Source organism: Flavobacterium sp. (assembly GCF_031423415.1).
Classification (GTDB): Bacteria; Bacteroidota; Bacteroidia; order Flavobacteriales; family Flavobacteriaceae; genus Flavobacterium.
The window spans coordinates 21,365-47,271 of sequence record NZ_JANPFL010000129.1; the positions used below are offsets into that span (position 1 = coordinate 21,365).

Here is a 25,907-nt window from a genome sequence, read left to right on the forward strand (position 1 = left end):
TTTTACTATGTCAAAATTTCTCCTAAGTTTAATTTTAATTGGTATGACTTCATTGATGTGGAGTCAAGAAACACAGCAAGAAAAATTAGAACAACGAAAAGCCCAAATACAACAAGAAATTAGGGATAATGAAAAGTTGCTACAAACGGTAAAGAATAAAGAAAAATCAGCGGTAAGCGTTGTTATTGTTCAGGCCAACAAAATAAAGCTAAAAGAAAAATTGATCAATACAACTGAAAAGCAAGCCAAGTTGTTGAGTAACGATATTTACATCAATCAGATGCAAATCAACAAATTAAATCGGGAACTTGTTGTCTTAAAGGAAGATTATGCCGAGATGATTTTAAAGTCTTATAAAAGTCGTTCTGAGCAAAGCAGAGCAATGTTTATATTATCGTCTGATAGTTTTTTGCAAGCGTATAAAAGAGCGCAGTATATGAAGCAATATACTAATTATAGAAAAATGCAGGGCGACGAAATTAAATCAAAATCAGATCAGCTAACGGTTTATAACGAAAAATTAGGCTCTCAAAAATCGGCCAAACAAAAACTGATTCAAGAAAACGAAAAAGAACGATTATCATTGCTTAAAGCCAAGCAAGAACAAGAAAGACTGGTTAAATCCATCAAGAAAGACAAGAATAAAATTGCTGCTGATATCAAGAAAAAACAGCAAGAAGCAAAAGCCATCGACCGACAAATTGATCGCATCATTCGCGAAGCAATTGCGGAAGCCAATAGAAAAGCAGCATTGGAAAAAGCAATGAAAAAAGCTGAAGCTGAGGCAAAAGCTGGAGATTCCAAAGAGGAAATAAAAAAACGAGCCAAAGCCATTGTTTCGGCAGCTCCAGCGGTGTCTTCGGCAAAAATTGTATTAACACCTGAAGAAAAAATATTAGCTGATAATTTTAAAGCCAATAAGGGAAAATTACCTTGGCCAGTAGAAAAAGGTTTTGTTTCTTTAGGTTACGGAGACCAACCTCATCCTCAATTTTCATCCTTAATGGTGCACAATAGCGGAGTAGAAATCACTACCGATCAAGGATCGACCGCTAGAGCTGTTTTTGCTGGTGAAGTAACTAGTGTTATGGTCTTGTCTCCCGTAAACAAAGCGGTAATGATACAACACGGAGATTATTTCACGGTGTATCAAAATTTAAGTTCGGTAAATGTCAGTAAAGGGGATAAAGTCAGTATCAAACAAAGTATTGGAAAAGTACGAACCAATGGCGAAACAGGAAGAACAGTACTAAAGTTTACCATTTCGCAGAATACGACTTATAACAATCCAGCTTCATGGTTGTTTAATATGTGATACAATATATAGAAAATACCAAACGGCGCCATTTTATTACTGATAAAATGGCGCCGTTATATATTGAGAAAATTAACTACTGTTGTTGTTGCTGTTGTTGTCGTAGTTGTAATTGCAGCTGATATTCTAGTAGATCAAGCTGTTTTTGCACATCATCGGAGACTTTTTGCAGTTTTACAACATTTACTTCTTCAAATTGTCTTCCATCTTCATATCCTATCGAAACGCTAACCGAAAGCGTTTGTTTGGCAAATCCTTTGAAAGTTCCTTTCACAGGTGTACATTCATTAAAATCTCTACCAACCGAAAGCTTGACGTGTTTGTCCATTGTCCAAATATTATTGGTTGGATCAATTCCTAACCAGCCTTGCGATGGTGTGTAAAATTCTACCCAAGCGTGAGTTGCTCCTTCTCCTCTAAATCCTGCGGCATTGGGACAAATGTAGCCACTCACATATCTCGAAGGGATTCCAGCAGTACGTAAGAATTGAAGCAGAACATGAGCAAAATCTTGACAAACTCCCTTTTTATGAACTAATATTTCATCGATAGTAGTTTCAATATTTGTAATTCCTTTGGTATACGTGAAGTTTTTATAAATGTATTCACTGCATTTCCGCGCAATTTCAATCACAGAAATGGTAGTAGCATCAATTTTTTTTAAATACGAATCTATTTTCTTTTGATTTGTAATAGGATCCGGATAACAAAGACGAAGTAACGAGCTGTTTTTTGCTTTTTCTACTTCTAAATCTTGAACTTTCGTAGTATCTATTTCAGGAATTTTGAGCGAATGATTCACTTTCACTACCATCTGAGATTCAATAATCATCTCTTTGTGCGGTTCCAAAATATTGAAATTACCCACACTATTGCCGTAAAAATCCTTTGATATTTCGACAAAGGGATTAGTGGTTATTAAAAGCTGATGTTGCAAGACCTCTTGATTATCAAATTGACATGGAAACAACCGCACTTCGTTGATACTCTCTTTGATAGGGAAATTGTATTCGTATTTTGTGATATGAACTATGGTAAATGTTGGCATTTTACTAGGTATAAGAGAAGAATAATTTAGAAAAATCAGTCGAAAATTGAACTAATTGTGTTTCAGTATCGTTTAAAACATCTTCTAATTGTTGGTTTGTTAAATTGTAATAATCGGTATATCTAACCATGCTTTTTAGCCTTCCAAATTGATTTTGTAATGTTCTCGCTTCTTGAGAAATATTGTCTATACACAAGTACCCTAAATATTTATCAATGATATCTAAAATGTACATTACCGAATGTGAAAAATCTTTATTGAAAACTACATGCTGAGCGATTTTTCGATTGTGCGATATGTTGCTATAACTTTTCAAATATTGTTCGTAACCTGAAAGTGATAAGAGTAACCGTCTCCAATACAATAAATCTTCTTCGCCATCAAGATTATAATTAATAGGCTTATAGTAAGCTTGCGTCATTGAAATGGTTTGCAAACAGCGTTCTATGTTTTTTCCAATGCTTGAAAAACACCAGCCTAAACCTCTTGGCATAGTGACATGCAGTATTCCGTTATACAACAAAAGATCATTTTTGAGTTTGGTAATCACATTCACCGCTTCATACGTTTCCAATCTTTTTGGCAATTCAGGGGAATTCGTGTAATGATAGAGCGAGTTAATATGTTCCCAAAGCTCTTTAGTGATTTTGTCTTGCGAACCTCTAGCATTTTCGCGGGCTTTCCGAACAAGGTTTTTAACAGAATTAATATTGTGATTATCACAAATGATGTGTTTCAGGACAAAATTCGAATCATATTGCGATTCAATAATTTGATTTTTGGTCAAATCAGTATAATATTCTAATAACGGTCTGTATCCCTGAGAATCATTCATTTCTTTGTCAAAAGACAAAATATAAAAGGTGTTAAGAGTCAACAACATTCCATCCGTTCTTTCCATATATCTGTTGAGCCAAAACATTCCGTCTGCAACTCGGCTGAGCATATTTGTTTTCATTTTATTATCGTTTATTTTAGAAAAAATTTTTATTATTCTATAATCCAAGTGTCTTTACTTCCTCCTCCTTGCGAGGAATTCACTACCAAGGAACCTTCAGTAAGTGCTACGCGAGTCAATCCGCCAGGAATTATTTTTACACCATCTGGGCCAAATAAAGCATAAGGTCTTAAATCTACATGACGCAATTTGAGTTGGCCATCAATAAGGCAAGGTACTGTGCTCAGCTGAATAATGGGTTGTGCAATGAAATTCCTCGGATTGGCAAGAATGGCTATTTTTCCTTTTTCAAGTTCTTCTTCAGTAGCTTTATTGCCCATAATCATGCCATATCCACCACTTTGATTGGTTTCTTTGATAACCATATTTCCCATATCAGCAAAAACCAATTCCCGTTCTTCTTTGTTTTCCATTTGATAGGTAGGAACATTTTTTAGAATAGGCTCTTCGTTGAGATAATATTTGATCATGTCGGGTACATAAGCATAAACTGCTTTGTCGTCAGCAACTCCATTTCCTACTGCGTTTACAAGTGCTACATTCCCCATTTTGTATGAGCTAATCAATCCTGGAACTCCTAGAGCACTATCGGGTCTAAAAACCAAAGGATCGAGATAATCGTCATCAAGGCGTCTGTAAATTACATCTACTTGTTCCAGTCCAGAAGTGGTTTTCATATAAACATTATTGTTGTTTACAATCAAATCCCTACCTTCTACTAACGGAATTCCCATTTGTCTCGCTAAAAAAGTATGCTCATAATAAGCCGAATTGTAAACACCTGGAGTGAGCAAAACAACGTTGGGATTTGAGATGTTTCGGGGCGACATTGCGATTAAAATGTTGTGTAAGACCATTGGATAATTGCCCACCATACTAACATGATTAGACGTGAGCATTTCTGGGAAAATCCGTTTGGTAATCTCTCTGTTTTCGAGCATATAACTTACACCACTCGGACATCTAAGATTGTCTTCTAACACATAAAACGCTCCGTTTTCCCCTCGAATTAAATCGATACCCGCAATGTGAATATGAATATTATGAGGCAATTTTACCCCATGTACTTCCTGAAGATAATGAGGACAAGAGGATATCAAAGACGCTGGAATGATACCTTCTTTGATAATAAGTTGTTCGTTGTAAACGTCCTCCAAAAATAAGTTGAGCGCCTTTAATCGCTGCCCAATTCCTTTTTCTACCTCGTCCCAATCTTTATGAGTGATTATTCTGGGTATAATATCAAACGGAAATATTCTTTCTATCCCTTGATTGTCATCGCTATAAACCGTGAACGTAATTCCTTGGTTCATAAAAAAATCAGAAGCTTGTTTTTGCTTTTGTTCAATATTCTCGGGACTAAGGTTTTGTAAGGTATGTAAAACGTTACGATACGAATTTCGCACTCCTTTACTCGAAAACATTTCGTCCCATCCGTTTGGGTTCAATTTGGGAATAGACTTCATCATATTTTGCATTATTAAATAGTCAACTTTTTAAATTATAATTTGTTAAAAAAATTGATAAAAACAAATTTATTGTTTTATTTTTATCAAAATGCTCGTTGTGCTGAATAATTAATAATTTATGTGATATTCTTTTTTTTGAGTTTTATTTTTGACAAATTTATTATTTTTTATATCCAAATTTTGAATTCATTAATATATAAAAAGTGAAAAATTGAGTATTACCCCTATTTTTTAGGGGGTTTTAGTTCATTAAACGGCATGCTTTGAATAAATAAACCTTACTGTTTGCGGGGTGTCGATTGGTTTTATTAATGTAAGCACCGTCGAACAAATTGGGAATTTGTATAAATGAAAAGACTTTACATTTCTAAAAAGTCATTGCAATTAGTGTCTTACTTGCCCCGAAAACTTTCGAGGGAGTAAAAATATAGCTCTACAAAATCTTCCCTAAAATAAAATTATTGTTCTATTCTAGGTTGCTATGCGATTCCGATAGCTATCGGAACTCGCCTTCGCACCCGTTCCGGTGGTCCACACTGTTAATCAAGCAAAAAAAATATTTATTTGTAGTTTAAATCTACTATATTTACTTGATTTTACAATCCAATTTAAAACAAACGGAGCTTTTTATACAAGCTGACTTCAGTTGCCAGTTTAGGCAAACTTTCGAAAAATCAACATAAAAAACAATAGAAATGACAAACGAAATAAAAATTAAAAATTTACGAAGGGCAGGAATTTGCTATATGATTGCAGGAGTGAGTATTCTTTCGATGGGTTTTCCTTATTGGTTTTTCGGAAAAATGGTAGTTGACCCACAAATGCATCAACTTTTTGGTATCATTCATCAAATAGATAACTTCAAAGAGGGTTTGATTGAAGGTTGGGGTTATCATTTGTCTTCTTTTCTAATGTTAGTTGCCCATTTCTCACTGTGGAAAATCGGTGAGCCAACTGGTTGGCGGAAACGTCATTTTTTACTCATACCAATAATTGGTTCAATTTGCCATATTTTTACTTTGATATTTCCTCTTCCATTTGCTCCAATTGGGTCGATTTTGAATGGTTTGGGTATGATTATTGTCGGAATATTTAGCATTAAAACAAAAATTTGGTCAGGCTGGAAGCGCTATACTCCACTCATTTTCGGGCTTTTCCCTATCGTAGTCCAAGTTCCAATTCGTTATGTATTAGGATTGCCTCCTTATGACATTCTTCCTCTTATAGGAATAGCGTTGGGTTTATTAGGCTTTGCCGCTTGGAAAAGAAGTATAGAAATAGGTGAACAGTCTAACAAAATTATCTAAAAATAATGCACCAGAAGAAACCTATCAGTTAACTGCTAGGATTTATTTGTGTGCGCAGTACGAATTAAAAGTTGTGCATATTTGAAATTGATGGTTATGATGAACCTGCTGTGACAATGAAATGTCCCCCAGCTCTACTAGTTCTTCCCTCTAATAAAAATATTGTTCTATTCCGGGGTGCTTTGCGATTTTATCTGACTTCGCACCGCAAATTATAAGCTCTAGTTTGGATTGCCAAGAATAACGAACGTTTTCTAGAAAGATGTAGTCCTGAGAATGTTTTAGAAGAAAAAAAGGATATATTTGTTAAGTACTACGCTGTCTATTAGGGACTATATATCCAAAATTGGAAAGATTGTCGCTGGTTTGTACCGAGTATAAGGGAGTAGTCATTTTGGAATACATTGTCCATAAATAGGTTGACCACAAATAAACTCTAATTTTAAATTTGACACATGGAACGTAAAAAATTTTTATTGACAACCGCATTAGCTATTCCAGCACTTTTGGTCGGACAAGTTGCAATAGCCCAAAAACCAAAAAGACCAAATAAAGGCTTTGTTGTAAAAGCAAATGAAAGTAGGTTTGGCGAAAAAACATTGTTGTTTGGAAATTGCCCTAATGACATTAAAGTTTCGCAAAAGGACACAAACGGCGACTTAACAATTTTTGAATACATAGGAAACCAAAAAGGTGGGCCAGCATTGCATATTCATCCCAACCAAGATGAAATATTTTTCATCGTTCAGGGTGAATATCTATTTCAGGTTGGTGACAAAAGGCATAATTTAAAATCAGGGGATACCATTTTTTTACCAAGAACAGTACCCCACGCTTTTGCACAACTTTCCGATACTGGAAAAATGTTTTTTCTTTTTCAGCCATCAGGAAAAATGGAAGATTTTTTTAGACTTCTTGGTGATCCAAATTTTAAACCAACACCAGAAGAAGGTGACAAAATATCTCTTGAACACGGAATGAAAGTGGTTGGACCACCTTTGCAATTTTAGAAATTCGACTATTATTATAACATTCCGTATTATAAAACTAATAAGAAATCCAAAATGAGTACGATAAACAATATACCAAAAATAATAATAACTTTTCTTGTCGCAATTTCTATAACTTCTAAAATAGTTGGGCAAATTGTACCAAGAGGAAAATACGATACCACAAATTATCCCCAAGACCGCAAAATCATCAACGATATTAGTAATATTTTTGACAAATCCTTATCATTAAATGATAACTCTGTTAGCATTGGTGCCGACGGAAAAATATCGTATGGTATTGAGGCAGAACTTCAAACATTTGTAAATGACAGTATGAGTTTTAAGTCGGTTACGCCAGTGCCTGGGACAGTATTACTGCGAATATTTAATGGAACAACTGCTATTAAAACCAAAGTAGCTGATGTAGTTTTTGATTCGCCCAAAGGAGAGGTGCATTTTAAAGTAATTCGATGCGAAACGTTTATTAAACAAAAAGGAAAATGGTATTTTGTTATGGGACAGGGTACAAACGTTATGTCACAGGAAGAGTTTGACGAGTATAGAAAAATTCACACGAAAAAAAATTAAACTAAAATATTATGAAACGTATTCTATCTTCTCTACAAATAGTGTTTTTATACTTGATACTTGTACTCATTGGACTATATGCAGGTATGCTTTTTAATCACAAAATATGTCCAGTTGAAACGCAGCTAAATCCTATTGAATACGCAAAATATTGGAAAATAGTTGACGGAACTTTTATGCACGAACGAATGGGGATTATTGGGCCTGCAATGGGGATCGTATTTGTAATTACTATTTTATTGTTTTTAAAAAATTGGAAGAGTCTGACCTTTTTATTTATCGTACTCTCATTTATAGCCTTTTATCTTGATATCAGTTTTACTTTTACAGACCAAATGCCTATAAACGCTTATATCAACGCACTCGACTTAAAAAACATTACTGCATTGCAACTTCAGCAATTGACTGAATATCAGAATAAAGCCATAGCCAATTTTGATACTCGATTTATTCACAGCTCCATTAGTTTTTTACTACTTTGCCTTTCCCCTTTTTTTCTAACAAGATTACAAAATGAAAAATAACAATTAACTACTTATGCAAAACAATAATCTAAATAAAATTAATTATGGAAAAACGCAGCTACCGTGCGAATTCTTTCGTGCAGTGGTTAAAAATAAAACCTGAAGTCGACCAAGCTTAAACAGTATAATATATTTTTTAAATTCATTTTTATAAACACTTTTATTATCCTATGAAAAAAAATGCAATTATGGAACTGACAAACGATTTTAAAATTAAAAAATTACAAATAGCATCTATTTGCTATGGCATTACAGGACTTGGATTTTTACATCTTGCTTATCGGTATTTATTTTTAGGTGCAGTTGACGAACTCCCTAAAGGACACAATGTAAACGCTTTTATTTTTTTAACCGATGAATGGGGATTTGAATTTGTACCATTTGTGTCTATTTTACTACTGTTTATAGGAACGTATTCACTTTGGAAAATAGGCGAACCAACAGGCTTTGGCACAAAGAGAAATTTCTTCTTTGTAACTATGGCAGGAACAATATCCTATAATTTAGCAGCACGTATGCCGTGGCCTTGTACCCCAATTGGCGCTTTATTATGTTCTTTGGGAATGATATTAGTTGGAATTGCTGTTTTAAAAAATCGTATGTGGACAGGTTGGCAACGCTTTACACCACTATTAGTAGGACTTTATCCATTTATTTTTATGTTTCCGATACTTGTTTTTACAGGGACGCGACCGCCTGTTATGATTGGACTTTGGGGATTTACTTGGATATTATTAGGAATTGCAATTTGGTTGCGACGTACAGAACTAATTAAAGAGAGCAACAAAATAAATTAAGAAATAAGAATAGAAGAAAACGGTAGGCAACAACTAGAGTTCCTTCTTGGCGTGCGCAGCACAAACAATGAAACCCAGCTATAATTCTGTGAATGATAAACTAATGGAATAAAAATTAAGTGTTTAAGGAACCCATAATTTTAAAGGAGGTCTTATTTGTCATTTAATCCTATTCCAAATCCAAACATCGCAGCTACCAAACCTAAATGGACAATTAAAACTGCTTTTTGCCAAAAAGGCCTGTAATCCCATTTTTGTTCTGGATCAAACGGGTCAAAAGCCAATCCAATTCCTAATGAAGCAGCGGCTTGCATATAGTCCGTAGAAAATAATGCCTGGTAGATGCCTAATAAAAGGAATCCAATGTACAGTACTTTGTTGAATGATGTTTTCATAATTTTTTTTACCAAAAATAGCACCAAGCAATTTAGTAAAATTGTATTTTTAAGACACTATAGTATTTCCCAAACAATTTTTTCTCCATCTAATTGGCTTACGCTTTTAAAAAATTCTTTGGGATTGTGATTCGTAAGTCTTTTGAACTCTTTAATAAAATGCGATTGGTCAAAATAGTTGTTTTCGAAAGTAATATCCGTTAATGATTTTAGCTCTTTCGAATTTAATTTTGTCTCTAGAGCATTTCTAAATCTAATAATTCTTCGGTAATCTACTGCAGAACAACCGATATGTTTAATAAAATGACGCTGAAAAGTCTTCAAGTTATAGCCTGGTTTTTCTGCAATTGCTGTTACCGAATAGTTTGTATCCCAATTTTTAATTAGAGTTAAAGATTTCTCTAATTGGCTTAATTCATTGTCTTCTTTAAATTGTGCAAGCAAGAACTCTTCTAAGCTTTTTATCTTATTTTCACTTTCAAATAATGTTTCGCCAAAGCGCTGCCAGTCTAAATTAGTGTAGGCTTGTGAGAAATTTGGAGCAACTGAATTATAATTTTTGGGCAAAAATCTATTAATTCCAAGGGGTTTAAAAACGATTGAAATTTCTTGAATTTTACCACTATACTGAATCAATAAAGGATTAATGTATTTTCCTAAAAGTTCTAGTTGAACATTTAAATGGGGGCTTTCTACTATATCAACTTGAAAATGGTTTCTGTAGATTTCAACTCCTTTAAAAAACGAAAGGCCACAATTATAATGCGGAAAAGCCAAATATCGGAATTGAAACGGGCTTTCACAGTTGAAAACATAGAAACATTCGATGTAATTTTGCAGAAACGCAGATTGAGGAACATGAGTTTTTATCATCTTACTCTAATTTTTGGGCTAAAAATAAATAATTTTATTGAATAGTAGATTTTGATCACTAACAAAAAAGACGCTACTTCTCTGAAAGTCCATTTAGTAGTGCTGTTAGGAATCAAAAACAGATTAAAAGTTAAGAACTCCCTTTTTTGATTTATTGCTTACATTTAACTGATAGCTTAAATTTTGAACTAATTCAACATCTTTTTGAGAATCGGAAAGAATAGTTTAATTTTATAATCCTATTAATCACCTAAAGTTCCTCGCAATTGTATAAAAAAGCATTTTCTTTTTTTCTTATTTTCTTTGGCATTGCCCTTGTTTCCAGTCAAGTAAAAAAAGATACTTTAGCACTTTCGGAAATAGTATTGCAGGCTTCTCCAATAAAAAAATCGCTTCAAAACGCAGCTTCCTCAGTCTCCGTAATCAATTCAGCCGACATCCAAAAAACCGATGGAATTATTCTTACTCCTGTTTTGAACAAAATTCCAGGCGTTTTTATGCAGCAAGCCAGTTTAAATACCAATAGAATTAGTATTCGAGGAATTGGAGCTCGGGCACAATACGGCACAACGAGGGTAAAAGCCTATTTTAATTCGATTCCGTTGAGTTCAGGCGAAGGAGAAACGGTCATAGAAGATATTGATGTCGCTGCTATCGAAAAAATCGAAATTACTAAAGGTCCCAATTCAACCAGTTTTGGATCGGGTTTGGGTGGCGCCATTCATTTGTTTGCAAAGAAAACATCTTTGTTGGAATCTTTTGGAAAAGCAGCATCGGCTTTTGGCAGCTTTGGATTGCTTCAACAACGACTCTCTGGTGGATACAGCGATTTGAATTCTAATGTATTCTCCAGCTATGCGGATTTACAAAGTGATGGATACCGTGCCAATAGCGCTTACAATAGAAAATCGTTTAATCTTTTTGGAAACCAAAAAATAGGCAACAAGGGAAATTTGTCCCTATTGGGAATTTTTACTCGACTGAAAGCCTATATTCCGAGTTCTTTGAATGAAAATGATTTTAAAAACAATCCAGAAAAGGCCGCTACCACTTGGGCTGCATCGCAAGGATTTGAATCTTATGACAAATTGATGATAGGTTTGGGATATGACCATCAATTTTCTAAAAAATGGAATTTGAAATCGAGTCTTTTTTCTAATTTTAAGGACGGATATGAAGCAAGACCATTTGACATTTTAGAAGACAAAACCAATTCGTTGGGTCTTCGTTTGCATTTCAATTACAGAGACCGCTTGCTTTCTCTGCCTTTTGAGTTGAGTGTTGGAACAGAACTCGCAATCGAAAATTACCAATATTCCCTTTTTAAGAATTTATATTTATCGCAACCGGGTCAGGGAAGCATTCAGGGAGATGAATTTAGTACAATAAACCAAAAACGGAATTACAGTAATTATTTTTTGCAAATGGAAGTGTGGCTTTCAAAGAATCTTCATTTAGAAACCGGAATCGCACTAAATTCAACGAATTATTCCTTAGAAGATGTTTTCCAAACCAAGTCCGACAGTCAAAATAATGACTATACTTTTGGTGCAGTTTGGTCTCCTAGAATTGGGTTTTCCTATACATTGGGCAACGGAAAAAATATTTATAGCTCAATCAGTAAAGGATTTTCGGTTCCATCCGTTGCTGAAACTTTGACTCCAGAAGGAAAAATCAATACCAATTTGAAACCTGAAACGGGTTGGAATTATGAAATTGGTTTCAAGGGAAATTGGTTCGAAAATAAGTTATATACCGAACTTGCTTTTTTTAGCACACAAATCGAAAATTTGTTGGTAGCTCGACGCACCGCAAACGATCAATATGTGGGAATCAATGCAGGTTCAAGTTCTCATCCGGGGATTGAGTTTCTGGTAAATTACAAACTTTTAGAGACTTCAGCATTTCAAATCACACCTTATTTTTCAGCGACTATAAATAATTTTAAATTCAAGGATTTTGTAGATCGTGAAGCGGATTATTCAGGCAATGAACTCACGGGTGTCCCAGATAAACAATGGAGTTTGGGATTGGATGTAAACACAAAAAAGGGATTTGGTGTAACTATTTCCTATCTCACTGTTGGTAAAATCCCAATGAACGATGCTAATACGAAATACAGCGACACCTATTCGTTGCTAGACATTAAAACAACCTATTCATTTACAATACTCAAAGTACTCAAAACAACATTGAATGCTGGAATTAACAATGCTTTAAAGGAGAAATATGCAGCTAGTATTTTGCCAAACGCAGTTGGTTTTGGTCAAGCTCAACCAAGGTATTATTATCCTGGCAATCCGATAAATTATTATGGAGGATTTTCGGTTTCTTATGTTTTCTAATAAGAAGGAATGGTCAATTTAAAATTGTTGCAACTTCCTTTTCGGTGACCTTTTTCTTTTGTTTGTTGCCCCAAGCATTCATTACATAATTCATCACGTCGGCTACTTCTTTATTCGAAAGTCCCATTGTTGGCATATTGTTATTGAACTTCTTTTTATTGACCACAATTTCTCCATTTTGGCCAAATTTAACCGCGTGAATGCTTTCCGTTCTGCTTTTGGTTAGCCAGTCGGAGCCAGCGAGCGGAGGAAAATTTTTACCATCTCCTTTTCCATTTGCACCATGGCATTGGATGCAAAAATCGGCGTAGATTTCTTTTCCAGCATCTTGAATATTGTGCCGAGAATCATTAGACCCTGTTGCCTTTGTAACGATAATAGATCTGTCTTTAATAGGCATAAAAGTTTCAAGACCAGGATTTTCTAATGGAAAAAGTCCTAAAAGAACCAGTCCAAATCCATAATACAGCTTCATTATCAACATAATTTAATTGGGTATTATTTTAAGAATTCCTTTTCCTTCGACTGCGATGTAAATAAAGCCATCTGGACCTTGCGCGACGTTTCGCACACGACCAATGTCTGTCGCAATTTTTTGTCGCTCAATGATTTCATCCCCTTTCAACTTTAGGAGTTCCAAATATTGAAATTTTAAGGAACCCACCACTAAATGTCCTTTCCAATCGGGGTAACGGTCGCTAGTAACAAAAGCCATTCCGCTTGGAGCGATAGAAGGTAACCAATAAAAAATAGGGTCTTCAATACCAGGTTTTTTGTTTTCAGTGCTAATCGTTGTTCCATCATAATCAATACCATAAGTAACAATAGACCAACCATAATTGGCTCCTTTTTTCACAATGTTGATTTCATCACCGCCTTGAGGGCCGTGTTCATGTGCCCAAATTTCACCTGTTTCTGGATTCTTCGCCATTCCTTGCGGATTGCGATTTCCATAAGTATAAATCGCTTCTTTTGCGCCAACCTGACCTACAAAAGGATTGTCTTTAGGAATACTTCCGTCATCATTCAAACGGTATATTTTGCCGCAATCACGGGTAATATCTTGCGGATTTTTTATCCTATCGCCACGTTCTCCCACAGAAAAATACAAATACCCTTCGTTATCAAAAACAATCCTGGAACCAAAATGCTGTCCTTTAGTGGAGTTTGGTGAAGCTTTATACAAAGACTCAATTTGCGTTAAACCTTCATCTTGTAATTTGGCTCGAATGAGTTTTGTATTCCCGCCATCTCCCTCGCCTTCCTCTGCAGCATAAGTTATGTAAATCCAACCATTTTTGGCATAATCGGGGTGAAGGGCTATGTCTAACAAACCGCCTTGTCCTCTGTTGTACACTTTTGGGACATTTTTCACTTCGGTTTTTGTACCGTTTTTTACATGATACAGGACACCGCTTTTTTCAGTGACCAACATACTTCCATCAGGAAGCCACACCATTCCCCAAGGGATTTCAATATCGGACACAACAGTTTCTATGGTATAATTTTTAACTTCGTCTTTAACAGGAACATCGTTGGATTTCACTTGCGCATCACAACTTAGAAAAACTATAGAAAGAAATAGAATGTAAACAAGCGCAAATTTTTTCATATTTGATAATTATAAAGTCTGGTTTGAATTTAAAACTTTTTAAAATTAGTAAAAGCGAATTTAAAGAGATATATTTTATTAAATTATTAACTTATGGTAGCAAAGTATGTTGTTTGTAATTTATAGAGAAATAGGATGCTTTGTCTAACAAACCTTATGCCACCTTCTCCTCATACAAATGCTTCTGAAACTCCACAAACAGCTTGCTGATGTTTGACACATTGCCCAGTACCTCTTTAGCATCTTCGAGAGATTGATATTTGTTTGTGAGTAAGATTGGTAGTTTTTCTTGGTCGAGTTCTTCTACACCTGTTTCTATGTATTTACTCAATACGAATTCTATGAACTCTTTTTGTTTGTTGTCGAGTAAGGCGAAGATAGTGGCTTGTGCTGCGGCAACTCTTTCTTCTCGTGTCATTGGTTTGATGTCGCTATTGAAAACGAATTCTAGCACATCGAACAAATCGCTTTTTTCTGCATCTATAAGCTGCTGTAAGGTAGTTAGTTCTTCTTTGCCAAAACCTGCATCGTCTAATTTTTCTAGCAATGTTCTTCTGGTCATAGGATTGCTCCATAACGCTCTTAACTCTGCCTCGCTTTTGAAGAGGTTTGGTAATTCGCCAAATAGGTTGTTCAGAAATTCTTCTGCTGACATTGGTGTACCGTTTGCATTCCAAAAAGAAGTAGCCATCATATGTTGAATCTCCAATTCCTTGCCATTCCTTAATTTAATTTTTACCTTCTTTTTGCAAATGCAAGGCTGTTCTCCGCATTTGAGGCAAGGAGGCTTTGGCTCGCTTGGACACATACAAGGTTGTTGACCACAAATTGGACAAGGTTTAGGTGTTGGTTTTACGCAAACACAAGGCGACTGTCCGCATTTGGAACACTCCTCAGGTTCCAAAGGTTCTCCGTCCCATTCAGGGTCTGCAAAGTGGTGATATGCATTAACAAAATCATAAATAGTAAAGAAATCTTTCCCATCAAAAAGACGCGTTCCTCTTCCTACGATTTGCTTGAATTCAATCATAGAGTTAACTGGACGCATCAAAACTATATTTCTAATATTCCTTGCATCTACTCCTGTTGAAAGCTTCTGTGAGGTCGTGAGAATGGTTGGTATTGTCTTTTCGTTGTCTTGGAATTCACGCAAAAATTGTTCTCCTATTTCGCCATCATTAGCCGTAACTCTTACGCAGTAATTCGGGTCTTTAGAAGTCTTGTATTGGTTTACCAAATCACGAACAGCTGCTGCGTGATCTTGGGTAGCACAAAAGATTATTGCCTTCTCTTTTTGGTTGGCATCGTCCATATAAATCTTGACACGCTTCGCCTCTCTTGCTTTAATTTCGATTATGCGATTGAAATCAGCTTCTTTGTATATCCTGCCTTCTTCTATTTCGCCTTCAATGATTTGATCGTCGCTAGTGTAGATATAATCGTCAAGGGTTGTGTTGATGCGTTTTACTTTGAATGGTGTCAGGAAGCCATCATTAATCCCTTCTTTAAGAGAATAGATATAAACTGGCTCTCCAAAATATTTATAGGTATCAACGTTGTCTACTCGCTTGGGGGTAGCGGTTAATCCTAACTGAACCGCCGGAGCAAAGTAATCTAAAATACCTCTCCAGTTTCCTTCATCATTAGCTCCTCCACGGTGGCATTCGTCGATAATTATAAAATCAAAATAGTCTGGTGGGTAATCTCCGAAATAGGGAGCAGGTTTGCCTTCTTTATCTTTTCCGCTCATAAAAGTTTGGAAGATGGTAAAGAAGATGCTACCATTTGTAGGCACAGAACCTTTTTTACTAATCTCTTTCGGGCTGATTCTTATGAGAGCATCTTCGGGAAAAGAGGAAAATGAATTAAAAGCTTGGTCAGACAAGATATTTCTGTCGGCTAAAAATAATATTCTCGGTCTGCGGCTTCCATCACGTTTCAAGTTCCAACGTGTCTGGAATAATTTCCAAGCGATTTGAAAAGCAATTGCTGTCTTTCCTGTTCCTGTGGCTAAGGTCAACAAAATACGTTGTTCGTTATTTGCTAATGCTTCTATGGTGTTGTTCACGGCTATTTCCTGATAGTAGCGCAATTGCCAAGTGCCGCTTTTATCTTCGAAAGGAATAGAGGCAAATTTCTCTCTCCATTCGTTTTGAACGGCAAAAGTTTTGTGCCACAGTTCCTCTGGAGAAAGGTAATTATCAACCAAACCTTCTGCGCCTGTTTTCATACAGATGCTGTAAATTTCTTTTCCGTTGGTCGAATAGGTCGTTTCTAAATCTAGTTTTTCGGCATATTGTTTGGCTTGTGCTACACCTTCGCCAACGCCGAGATTATCGCTTTTAGCTTCGACAACAGCGAGCTTAATCCCTTTGTAAACCAAGATGTAATCCGCAATTGTTTTCTTGCCTCTAATGCCTCCGGTTTGTAATTTGCCTGCAGTAATGTTGTACTCCCGAAGAATCCTTGATCCTTCTACAACACCCCAACCACAAGCTTTTAGCTTAGGATCTATGAGCTCTGCTCTTGTTTCTGATTCGTTCATTTTATTTATTTATTCAGTTCTATTGAGTTTTTATTAAGTATTTATTGTTTTTCTAACATAATTTACTCAATAGAGATCGTTTTAATTAAAGCAGATTTAAAGCATTTATTCGTTTTCTTGCAGGTTTTGCTTTAAATGATATTTCATTCCTCTTGTTTCTCCAGTTATTCCTAAAACATCTCTTTCTACCATATTTTTCAACATCCGTTTCACTTTATATTGATTTATTTCTTCGCCAATACGTTTATGAATATCACTAAATCCACTATTAGGATAAGCTGAAATGTCTTTATAAATTAACTCTTCCAATCTGTAATCTTCAATATTTTTAAGATTCGTTTTACCTTTAAAATCAATTTTGCGAATAAACTCGGGGTTTACGGAATACTGCGTTCCCTTACCCTTTCCAGACTTTAAAATAAGTTCCAGTTCTACCAATCTACCTAACCAATTTCTTAAACCTTGTTCCTCACTTTGATTTAAAATTTTAGATACTTCTGTTGCACTATAAGATTGTTGTTGAGCAAGTAATCCAAATGAAATAATTTCCTTCTGTTTTAAATTAAACTCTGAACTTGCTTTATCCATCAATCGAACTACCTCTTTGCTTATAAATTGCTTTTTAATAATAACAGTAACTCTTTCATCTGTTTCAGTTACTATTGGAAGTGGTTTTCCTGAACCTAATAATTTAGCATAAACCAAATCGTATCCGCTACCTTCTTTTTCCATTAATCCTAAATCGTAGAAAATTTTGGAGAGTTGTTCGTTTCGTCTAATGGATTGACTTAAAATATTTTTAGGGGTTACACCATATGGCAAACGACCAGGACTATGTATCTCTAATTTGTCTGGAAAAATATTAATAAAAATATCACCTCTCGTAGTGTAGGTCCTGTGCACCAATGCATTTACAACCAATTCTCTCACTACCTCAATTGGAAAAAATGGAATGTTTTTTCTAAACATACCTTCTGAAACCTCCATACTCTCTTGCCAATCAGGAACATCGTTTAGCACTTTGTCCAGCAATTCTTTGGGGTTTAAGAAATAATCGTCTAATAAAAGTTTCCAAACCTTTTCATCATTTTCGTTGTAACGAATAATTTGAATTGCAGGTGGATATAACAAAGAAGCCCTATCATTTCTCTCGCCAATCCATAAAATTCCCAAGTTGGTAAGAAGGTCGCCCTTTTTAAGAAAATAAAATTCAAGAATTTCATCATCCGACATTTCTTTTATAAAGGAACTAACTCGCTGAGATTTTCGTATATCAGTCAAAAATGTTACTTTCTTTTTTTCATCAACTTTTAATTTGTTGACCTTTTTTGTAGTCTGTTCTTCCCACACAAAAGCATTTTTATCGGCAGCTAATCGAGCCATTTCATCGGGTGGAATAGGACGGCACTCGTCAGAAACCCTAATGTAATATTTGCCGTCAGTTGTAGATGCAATCGTTTGTGCGTTTCTAAAAACTTGTATTTTAATAAACTCGGCTTTATTATCGGCTACATTTATAGTAATTGCTACTGCAACATTTACGGTACGCTGAACAATATTTTTTTGAATAGTTTCAGGTATGTTTTTATCTGTAATTTTTTGATTAATTGGTGGGAGAGCATCTTCATTTTCGATACCAATATAAATAAAGCCTCCCTGAGCATTGGCAAAAGCAACGCAATCTTTAGAAATTTCATCCCAATCAGTATTTTTACCTTTTAGAAACCGTAGTGATTTTTTATCTAAATTTTGACTTTCTTCCATATTACAAAAGTACTTTATTTACTGTTTTTAACTCCCCACTAAACGCCTTTTGCAACACACTCTTTTTTAGCTCCTCTAAATCATTTATTTTTTGTTGGTAAATGGCTTCTAGTCTTTTTGTTTCTAATGAAAGAGCATCGAGTTTTTGAATGGTGATTTGTTGTTCTTTTAATGATTTTGGAAAAGCTATTTTTATACTTGTCAGGTTGCTATTGTATAGTCTTGCTATTGTAGCTCCTTTAGATGGCTGCCAATCACAAAATTCATAAAAAACATATAGGTAGTCATTAAGAACTTGTGTTTCATCATTATCAATCCAAACAATATTTGAATCCTGAAAAAAGGCAGGTTCCCCATTGTACCGAACACGCCTTCCTATGGTTCCTGAGGCAGATATAAGAATGTCACCTTTTTTTGGAAATGAAAATTTCGTGCGATACAGGTCGTATATATCTTTAGAAATATAGGCGTTAGGTGTTTTCCCAAAGGTTCCGATTTTGTAAAAAGGAATATCGCCGTCGGAAGAAGTTTGCTCTTTTAGTATTCTTTTGCACATAGAAGGTTTCCCTATATCTCCCAAAGTTTTCTCTACCCAACCTTCTCCTTTATTCTCAAACACCCCTTGCAAATAACTTTCAAAAAGCTCTTTGGAGTTTTTGAGGTTTTGTTCTGCAATGGCTTTAGCCTTGGCTATGGCGGCAAAGGCTTCGTCTAAGATGGCTACGATTCGTTTTTGCTCGTGAAGTGGAGGAATTGGTAAAATAACTTTCTTAACTAAATCACCACTTATATTTTTTACTACTGAGCCACTTGCCAACTTATGAAATTGATCATTGACATAAGGTGATGAAAGAAGGTTGAAAAAATATTCAGTGTCTATGAATTTATGTAAGTGCAAAACAAACCAACCATCGTGAATATAACCATCGGTTTTCATAATGAATGGCTTACCAAATGACATAGAATTTGATAAAATAAAATCCCCTTCCTTTACGTACCTTGACTTTTCAGCTCCTTCTTTTGTGATTTTCTCCTTCGTTGTATATATGTATTTATCTACTCCTTTAGTGTCTCCAATTTTAATCCAGTTTACTCCATCCTGGCTATCAGTCTGAAATTTTTCAATAGGCCTTGGGGAACTTCCTCGTTCAACAATACATACATCTACTAGCTTTTTTATTTCCCAACCTTGTTTCATATCAGTTCTAAAATTGAGTGTAAAATATCGGCACTTTCTTCGTCCAATGCTTTTATTTCTTCTAAAATTTCAGCAGGTTTGCGCAAGGCAGCTTCTTCTTTTTTGTTTGGGTTTTTGGCACTTAAATCAAAAGTATTCTGGTCAAGCAATTTAACATCAATAGACCAAGAGTTTTCGCTGTCGGCTTTGGTTTTTTGCAGTGCTACAAAGTCAGCCAAATCTTTTTCGTTAAGTGAATTGGTCTTGCCTAGGTTTCTATCCAAATTCAGTTGGTAAAACCAAACCTTTCTGGTAGCACTTCCTTTTTCAAAAAACAAGACTACAGTTTTCACTCCTGCACCCGTAAAAGTTCCGGCAGGTAAATCTAACACCGTATGTAGGTTGCAGTTTTCCAGTAATACCTTTCGCAAACTCACAGAGGCATTGTCGGTATTGCTCAAAAAAGTGTTTTTAATAACCACGCCAGCTTTACCTCCTGCTTTGAGTATTTTAATAAAATGCTGCAAGAACAGCGAAGCAGTTTCTCCTGTTTTTATAGGGAAGTTTTGTTGTACTTCGGCACGTTCTTTTCCTCCAAAAGGCGGGTTGGCAAGAATTACATCATAGCGGTCTTTTTCTTGTATGTCGGCAAGGTTTTCGGCAAGGGTGTTTGTATGCACAATGTTAGGTGCTTCGACTCCGTGGAGTATTAAATTCATTGTGCCAATGATATAAGCCAGAGATTTTTTCTCTTTGCCGTAAAAGGTCTTTTTCTGTAAAGTAGTAATATCAGTCGTGGTCAACTTTCGACTTTTCATTAGATAATCGAACGCTTCACATAAGAAACCTGCGCTACCTACAGCACCGTCATAAACGGTTTGTCCTATCTCGGGAGCAACCACTTTTATAATGGTTTTAATCAAAGGACGAGGCGTGTAGTATTCGCCACCGTTACGCCCTGCGTTGCCCATATTCTTAATCTTGTCCTCGTAGAGGTGGCTCATTTCGTGCTTCTCGGCGTGGGTACGAAAACGGAGTTCGTCTATGCGGTTTATGATTTCGCGCAAGTTGTAGCCGCTTTGTATGCGGTTTTTCAGCTCGGAGAAAATCTCGCCTATCTTGTATTCTATGGTGTCGGCACTTTCGGCAGACTGTTTGTATTTTTTGAAATAAGGAAACAGTTGAATGTTTACAAAGTCTTCTAAATCGTCGCCGGTTAAAGCTTTGTGGTGGTCGAGTTTGCCTTCGTCGTCTTTTGGAGAAGCCCAAGTGTTCCATTGGTATTCAGGAGCAATGATGGGCGTGTATATTTTGCCCGTAAGTTCAGCAGCAGTGGCTTTGTCTTTCTCTAGATCGTCCAGATATTTAAGGAACAATACCCAAGAGGTTTGCTCTACATAATCTAATTCACTTCCACAACCAGCGTCTTTGTGCAGGATGTCATCTATATTCTTAAAGGTCTGTTGAAACATTAATTCTTATTTGTGTTTATGGGGTTAATTTATCTTGATAATTTTAACTCAAGAAATCTTCTTAATCAATTTCTTCGGCTAATTTATAGAAAAACAACTACAATGAACTACATATTGGGCGTGGAAATAAACTATTCCTGCGAAAATAAATCATCTGGTTTTAATTACTTTACGAGAAACCGTAAAAGAGGAAAATAATTTCAATAAGGAGCAGCGACAAAAGGAGCAAGGTCCAGATTAACTTTAGTTTACTTGTAGTTTAAAAATAGTTTAAAACTATCAAAAAAAAATTAAAATTTGTTCCACATTTTACAACATTTCACTACATTTAACCCGTAATTCGAAACGGTAACTGAAATTACTCGAGGTCTTACATTAAAAATTCGCTCAAAAAAACGAGGTGCTAGCCAGTGATTTTGAGCTTTTTTTATGGAAAAAAGGGAAGGAAAGAGCGGTTTTTGAGTGCAAAAAAAGGTAATATAAAGCCACCATTCCCTCTAAAAAAATCAACAGTGCGATAGTTTTTAGTGAAAAGTGCGACATAATTGGTTGTTTTCAATTGGTCCCGACGGGATTTTCACTTCATCAGGACTAACTTTTTGCTTCGTCAGGACGAAACATTTATCTCGTCGGGACGAATTGACGAAAGTTTTCGTAGAAAATAGATCAAAAAAAAGACCTCGGGCACTGAAATACCCGAGGTCTTACATCAAAAAAACAATCAAAAAAGTGAGGTGCTAGCCAGCTTTTTTGAAGGATACGTCATTCAACATAGAGCGCAATTTTTTTCCAGGACGGAACAAAATACGACTCTTGGTGATGGCGGTTGCCGAAACTTCAGCAGCGGTCACACTTCCTTTGGAGCTAAGGCCCACCTGAAAATTACCCAATCTGCCCAGTTTCACGATTCTACCTTGACCTAGTTCGCCAACGATGTTGTGTTCTAAAGCCATCAACACGGCATAACAGTCGGTTTCGGTAACCGTACATTGATAGGAAATCAGCTCCGCGAGCCTATCCAAATCGACATTGCCATCTGCAATTGCAGCGGCATAAAACTTCTCAGGTGCTGCGGCATCCTGAGGATTCTTCCGAGGAAGTACTTTGAATTTAATTGCCATTTCGTTTATGGTATTAAATGAATAAAAAGATATTTGCCTTAGTACATTGACTACCAATGTCTAACTGACAATCCAAAGTTAGGATATTCTTGTGATAAAAAAAGCCAAAGTTATTCACAATACTTAATGTAGCTTTATAATTCGTCTATGGATCATTTATGTTTTAAATAATTGATATTCAGTTTTTTAAAATAAATTTGTATTTAAAACTCAATTTTGATTTTAAACTATATTGTTAACAAAAAAAGTAAATTTATTTCTACTTTTTCTACAAAATAAAATATTTGAAAAAATAAAAGGTCTTGAATCTCTTTTTCAAAGTTTTGGAAGTTGAAAAATGTGGCTGCATACTTTGAAATAGTGATATAAAAAAAGACTATCATCCCTGATAATCTTTCAAGTAGCCCCGCCGAGAATCGAACTCGGATCAAAAGTTTAGGAAACTCCCATTCTATCCGTTGAACTACGGGGCTGGAAAATGAGTACTAAAATAATAACTTAAAATGTATTTAAGTGGTAATTTTTGGCTTATTTCAGAATGTTTAGTAAGATTTGATATTGACTTACTAAAGATTTACAACCAAATATAAACAAAAAAAGCTAGTCTTGCGACTAGCTTTTTGCTCCCTCTCTTGGGCTCGAACCAAGGACCCTCTGATTAACAGTCAGATGCTCTAACCAACTGAGCTAAGAAGGAAACTGTATTTTTTATTCTTTGTTTGGAATGAACGTTTTATGTTGCTTTAACTAGTAATTGTTGTTTGTTTAAGCGGTTGCAAATATAAGGTTTAAATTATTTTTCACAAATAAAACAGGACAAAAATTCAAAAAAAATTATTTCCCTACAATCGCCTTGTAAATATCGTTCCCATTGGCAAACAATAACAACGTTATAAGTAGAAAGAAACCAACCATTTGGGCGTTCTCTAGGAACTTGTCGCTAGGTTTTCGGCCGCTAATCATTTCGTATAATAAAAACATAACGTGACCGCCATCAAGAGCCGGAATAGGCAATAAATTCATCACGCCAAGCATTATTGACAATAAAGCGGTAATATTCCAAAACACTTCCCAGCTCCAATTGCTTGGGAAAATATTATAAATCGCTGCAAATCCACCCACACCCTTATATGCACCAGTATTGGGATTAAAAATCATTTTCAGTTGCTTTCCGTATCCTGCTAATTGATCTTGTCCTTTTTCAACTCCTACTGGAATCGATTCGAAAAAGCTGTATTTTTCTTTACTAATAGTATAATATCCTAATTTTTTAAGGTTGTCTTCGGTCAAAGAACCCAAGCCAACTCCTAATTTTCCTTGATTGTTAACCTCAACAGTTAGTGGAGTTTCTTTCAGATTTCTTAAAACAACGGCAAGAATTTTTTTGCCTTTATTAGCGTTTAATACAGTGGCTGCTTGGTCAAAATATTTTATTGGAATTCCATTTAGAGAAACAATCATATCTTTTGGTTTTAATACTTCTTTGTTTTTAGAAGTATCAGACAATCCACCCACTACAAAAGGCATTCTTAAAGTAATCACGCCTTTTTTATCAGAATCTAAAAATTTGCCAATAAAATTGACCGGCATATTGATTGTCTTTTCCGCTCCGTTTCTTTCTATAACAACCACTTTTGAGGTTAAAATGTCCAAAGAAACCGACGGAACAAATCGCTCTACTTTTTTGCCATCGACTGACACAATGCGGTCTCCTGTTTTAATTCCTGTATTTTCAACAACTGGACTGGTAACCCAGATTCCATCTTTTAAAGAGCTATTATCAATATAGTTGTCACCATAAGCAAAAGCCATCCCGATATAAATGATAAACGCCAATATAAAGTTTACAGTAACACCACCTAACATAATAATCAAACGTTGCCAAGCGGGTTTCGAGCGAAATTCCCAAGGTTGCGGAGGCAAAGCCATTTGTTCCTTGTCCATACTTTCGTCAATCATTCCAGAAATTTTCACGTAACCACCTAGAGGCAACCAACCAATTCCGTATTCGGTTTCGCCAATTTTCTTTTTAAGCAATGAATATTTTACGTCAAAAAACAAGTAGAACTTTTCTACTCGGGTCTTAAATATTTTGGCAGGAATAAAATGTCCTAATTCGTGAAGTATAATCAGTAATGATAAGCTCAATAAAAATTGAGAAAGCTTGATAACTATTTCCATTTATTTGTCATTGCGAGGAACGGTGCAATCACCTCATCCTCCTATTAATTAAATTTTGTAAAGCGCACAAAAGTAAGGTTTTCTATTTTAGTTCCAAAGGTTTCCTTTTTGGCAGACGATAATTATTTGTTAATAATTGTGGCTTTTCCTTTTTTACTACACCATATGTGTCTTAACTTTACTTTTTGTTACAAAACCAGTGCTTTTTTGTGTTATTTTACCTATAAAAAACAATACTATGTCTTCTAAATTATTTTTACCTCTTTCGATAAAAAGCATCACATTGAAAAACAGAATCACCATTTCGCCAATGTGTCAATACTCCTCGGAGGATGGATTTGCCAACGATTGGCATCTCGTACATTTAGGAAGCCGAGCCAGTGGTGGAGCGGCTTTAATCATTCAGGAAGCGACTGCTGTTTCTCCCGAAGGACGAATTTCTCCAAGTGATTTAGGGCTTTGGAAAAACGAACATATTGAAAAAATGCAGGTCATCAATCAGTTTATACTTTCCCAAAATTCAATTCCGGGAATTCAATTGGCACACGCCGGAAGGAAAGCAAGCGTTTCAGAACCTTGGAACGGCAACAAAAAATTAGACGAAACCAACGGTGGTTGGAATGCCGTTGCACCAAGCGCGGTTGGGTATCATTCGAACGAAAAAGCGCCAATTGCTTTAGACAAAATAGGGATTCAAAAAGTAATTTCCGATTTCAAATCAGCGACCAAAAGAGCTTTGAAAGCTGGTTTTCAAGTCATTGAGATCCATGCCGCTCACGGCTATTTATTACACGAATTCCTTTCGCCATTATCCAATTTCAGAACGGACGAATACGGCGGAAGTTTCGAAAACAGAATCCGTTTGCTTCTCGAAGTTCTCGAAGCCGTGCAATCCGAATGGCCTGATAATTTACCTTTGTTCGTCAGAATCTCAGCTACTGATTGGGCGGATGGCGGATGGAACATCGACGAATCGGTACAACTTTCGAAAATTCTGAAAGGAAAAGGCGTGGATTTAATAGACGTTTCTTCTGGCGGATTAGTGTCACATCAGCAAATTCCTTTGGGACCCAATTATCAAGTTCCTTTTGCTGGCAGCATCAAAAAAGAATCCGGAATTTTGACTGGAGCTGTCGGATTAATCACGGAAGCCTCTCAAGCAGAAGAAATTGTCGCAACAGGAAAAGCCGACTTGGTTTTGTTCGCCAGAGAATCTTTGAGAGATCCAAACTTGGCATTGAATTTTGCCAAAGAACTGGGTGTCGATATACAATGGCCAAAACAATACGAAAGAGCAAAAATTTAAACACGAATAACACAAATTAATCACATCTTAAATGACCTTAAATGCCTTATATGGTAAATTTTTGAAACATATAAGGCATTTAAGGTCATAGAAGTTTCAATTTTAAATATAGTTGGAT

At 35.6% G+C, this 25,907-nt stretch carries 21 protein-coding genes and 2 tRNA genes; 8 read left to right on the forward strand and 15 right to left on the reverse strand.

Annotated features, from left to right (window positions below):
- The first annotated feature begins 7 nt into the window (after positions 1–7).
- Positions 8–1,315, forward strand: a complete 1,308-nt coding sequence (locus RMO83_RS11800; RefSeq protein ID WP_310559897.1) for a peptidoglycan DD-metalloendopeptidase family protein — start codon at positions 8–10, stop codon at positions 1,313–1,315.
- Positions 1,316–1,391: 76 nt separating this feature from the next.
- Here the strand turns inward: RMO83_RS11800 and RMO83_RS11805 are convergent, their stop codons facing one another.
- Genes RMO83_RS11805 through RMO83_RS11815 form a run of 3 tightly spaced genes read right to left on the reverse strand, consistent with a single transcriptional unit; the run spans position 1,392 to position 4,790 of the window.
- The gene (locus tag RMO83_RS11805; RefSeq protein ID WP_310559898.1) at positions 1,392–2,363 is read right to left on the reverse strand and encodes a transglutaminase family protein; all 972 of its coding nucleotides are present in this window, start codon (positions 2,361–2,363) and stop codon (positions 1,392–1,394) included.
- A gap of 4 nt (positions 2,364–2,367) precedes the next feature.
- Positions 2,368–3,321, reverse strand: a complete 954-nt coding sequence (locus tag RMO83_RS11810) for an alpha-E domain-containing protein (protein WP_310559899.1) — start codon at positions 3,319–3,321, stop codon at positions 2,368–2,370.
- A gap of 32 nt (positions 3,322–3,353) precedes the next feature.
- Positions 3,354–4,790, reverse strand: a complete 1,437-nt coding sequence (locus tag RMO83_RS11815; protein WP_310559900.1) for a circularly permuted type 2 ATP-grasp protein — start codon at positions 4,788–4,790, stop codon at positions 3,354–3,356.
- Between the two features lie 695 nt (positions 4,791–5,485).
- On the opposite strand from RMO83_RS11815, the gene RMO83_RS11820 reads away from it, so the two are divergent.
- From RMO83_RS11820 to RMO83_RS11840, 5 genes are all read left to right on the forward strand, one after another.
- Positions 5,486–6,097 (forward strand): hypothetical protein, encoded by a 612-nt coding sequence (locus RMO83_RS11820; RefSeq protein ID WP_310559901.1) that lies wholly within the window; start codon positions 5,486–5,488, stop codon positions 6,095–6,097.
- A gap of 455 nt (positions 6,098–6,552) precedes the next feature.
- Positions 6,553–7,107, forward strand: a complete 555-nt coding sequence (locus tag RMO83_RS11825) for a cupin domain-containing protein (protein WP_310559902.1) — start codon at positions 6,553–6,555, stop codon at positions 7,105–7,107.
- 54 nt (positions 7,108–7,161) lie between these two features.
- Positions 7,162–7,677 carry a hypothetical protein gene (locus RMO83_RS11830; RefSeq protein WP_310559903.1) on the forward strand — a complete coding sequence of 172 codons (516 nt, stop codon included), beginning with the start codon at positions 7,162–7,164 and terminating at the stop codon, positions 7,675–7,677.
- Positions 7,678–7,688: 11 nt separating this feature from the next.
- Positions 7,689–8,201, forward strand: coding sequence for a hypothetical protein (locus tag RMO83_RS11835; protein WP_310559904.1), 513 nt, complete (start codon positions 7,689–7,691; stop codon positions 8,199–8,201).
- 188 nt (positions 8,202–8,389) lie between these two features.
- Complete coding sequence (locus tag RMO83_RS11840) at positions 8,390–8,998, forward strand: hypothetical protein (RefSeq protein WP_310559905.1); 609 nt, start codon at positions 8,390–8,392, stop codon at positions 8,996–8,998.
- A 152-nt stretch (positions 8,999–9,150) separates the two neighbouring features.
- Here RMO83_RS11840 and RMO83_RS11845 read toward each other — a convergent pair whose 3' ends face one another.
- Both RMO83_RS11845 and RMO83_RS11850 read right to left on the reverse strand, forming a co-directional pair.
- Positions 9,151–9,393, reverse strand: a complete 243-nt coding sequence (locus RMO83_RS11845) for a hypothetical protein (RefSeq protein WP_310559906.1) — start codon at positions 9,391–9,393, stop codon at positions 9,151–9,153.
- A gap of 57 nt (positions 9,394–9,450) precedes the next feature.
- Positions 9,451–10,266, reverse strand: a complete 816-nt coding sequence (locus tag RMO83_RS11850) for a helix-turn-helix domain-containing protein (protein WP_310559907.1) — start codon at positions 10,264–10,266, stop codon at positions 9,451–9,453.
- 266 nt (positions 10,267–10,532) lie between these two features.
- On the opposite strand from RMO83_RS11850, the gene RMO83_RS11855 reads away from it, so the two are divergent.
- A complete protein-coding gene (locus RMO83_RS11855; protein WP_310559908.1) occupies positions 10,533–12,611 on the forward strand; it encodes a TonB-dependent receptor domain-containing protein in 2,079 nt (692 codons plus the stop codon).
- 13 nt (positions 12,612–12,624) lie between these two features.
- On the opposite strand, the gene RMO83_RS11860 is transcribed toward RMO83_RS11855, so the two are convergent.
- From RMO83_RS11860 to rseP, 10 genes are all read right to left on the reverse strand, one after another.
- A complete protein-coding gene (locus RMO83_RS11860) occupies positions 12,625–13,086 on the reverse strand; it encodes a cytochrome c (RefSeq protein WP_310559909.1) in 462 nt (153 codons plus the stop codon).
- Between the two features lie 12 nt (positions 13,087–13,098).
- Complete coding sequence (locus RMO83_RS11865) at positions 13,099–14,223, reverse strand: PQQ-dependent sugar dehydrogenase (protein ID WP_310559910.1); 1,125 nt, start codon at positions 14,221–14,223, stop codon at positions 13,099–13,101.
- Positions 14,224–14,377: 154 nt separating this feature from the next.
- A complete protein-coding gene (hsdR, locus tag RMO83_RS11870) occupies positions 14,378–16,768 on the reverse strand; it encodes an EcoAI/FtnUII family type I restriction enzme subunit R (protein WP_310559911.1) in 2,391 nt (796 codons plus the stop codon).
- A gap of 105 nt (positions 16,769–16,873) precedes the next feature.
- A complete protein-coding gene (locus RMO83_RS11875; protein WP_310559912.1) occupies positions 16,874–18,532 on the reverse strand; it encodes an ATP-binding protein in 1,659 nt (552 codons plus the stop codon).
- A 1-nt stretch (position 18,533) separates the two neighbouring features.
- Positions 18,534–19,730, reverse strand: coding sequence for a restriction endonuclease subunit S (locus RMO83_RS11880; RefSeq protein WP_310559913.1), 1,197 nt, complete (start codon positions 19,728–19,730; stop codon positions 18,534–18,536).
- Positions 19,727–21,181 (reverse strand): N-6 DNA methylase, encoded by a 1,455-nt coding sequence (locus tag RMO83_RS11885; protein ID WP_310559914.1) that lies wholly within the window; start codon positions 21,179–21,181, stop codon positions 19,727–19,729. The genes RMO83_RS11880 and RMO83_RS11885 overlap by 4 nt, the downstream gene beginning before the upstream one ends.
- A 737-nt stretch (positions 21,182–21,918) precedes the next feature.
- The gene (locus RMO83_RS11890; protein ID WP_310559915.1) at positions 21,919–22,359 is read right to left on the reverse strand and encodes an HU family DNA-binding protein; all 441 of its coding nucleotides are present in this window, start codon (positions 22,357–22,359) and stop codon (positions 21,919–21,921) included.
- Positions 22,360–22,703: 344 nt separating this feature from the next.
- A tRNA-Arg gene (locus RMO83_RS11895) sits at positions 22,704–22,775 on the reverse strand.
- A 150-nt stretch (positions 22,776–22,925) separates the two neighbouring features.
- Positions 22,926–22,999, reverse strand: a tRNA-Asn gene (locus RMO83_RS11900).
- 137 nt (positions 23,000–23,136) lie between these two features.
- Entirely contained in the window at positions 23,137–24,483 is a 1,347-nt protein-coding gene (gene rseP / locus RMO83_RS11905; protein ID WP_310559916.1) for an RIP metalloprotease RseP, read from the reverse strand.
- 238 nt (positions 24,484–24,721) lie between these two features.
- Between rseP and RMO83_RS11910 the strand changes: the two genes are divergently transcribed.
- Positions 24,722–25,789: an NADH:flavin oxidoreductase/NADH oxidase gene (locus RMO83_RS11910; RefSeq protein WP_310559917.1), complete on the forward strand. Its 1,068-nt coding sequence runs from the start codon at positions 24,722–24,724 to the stop codon at positions 25,787–25,789.
- The last annotated feature ends 118 nt before the right edge of the window (positions 25,790–25,907 follow it).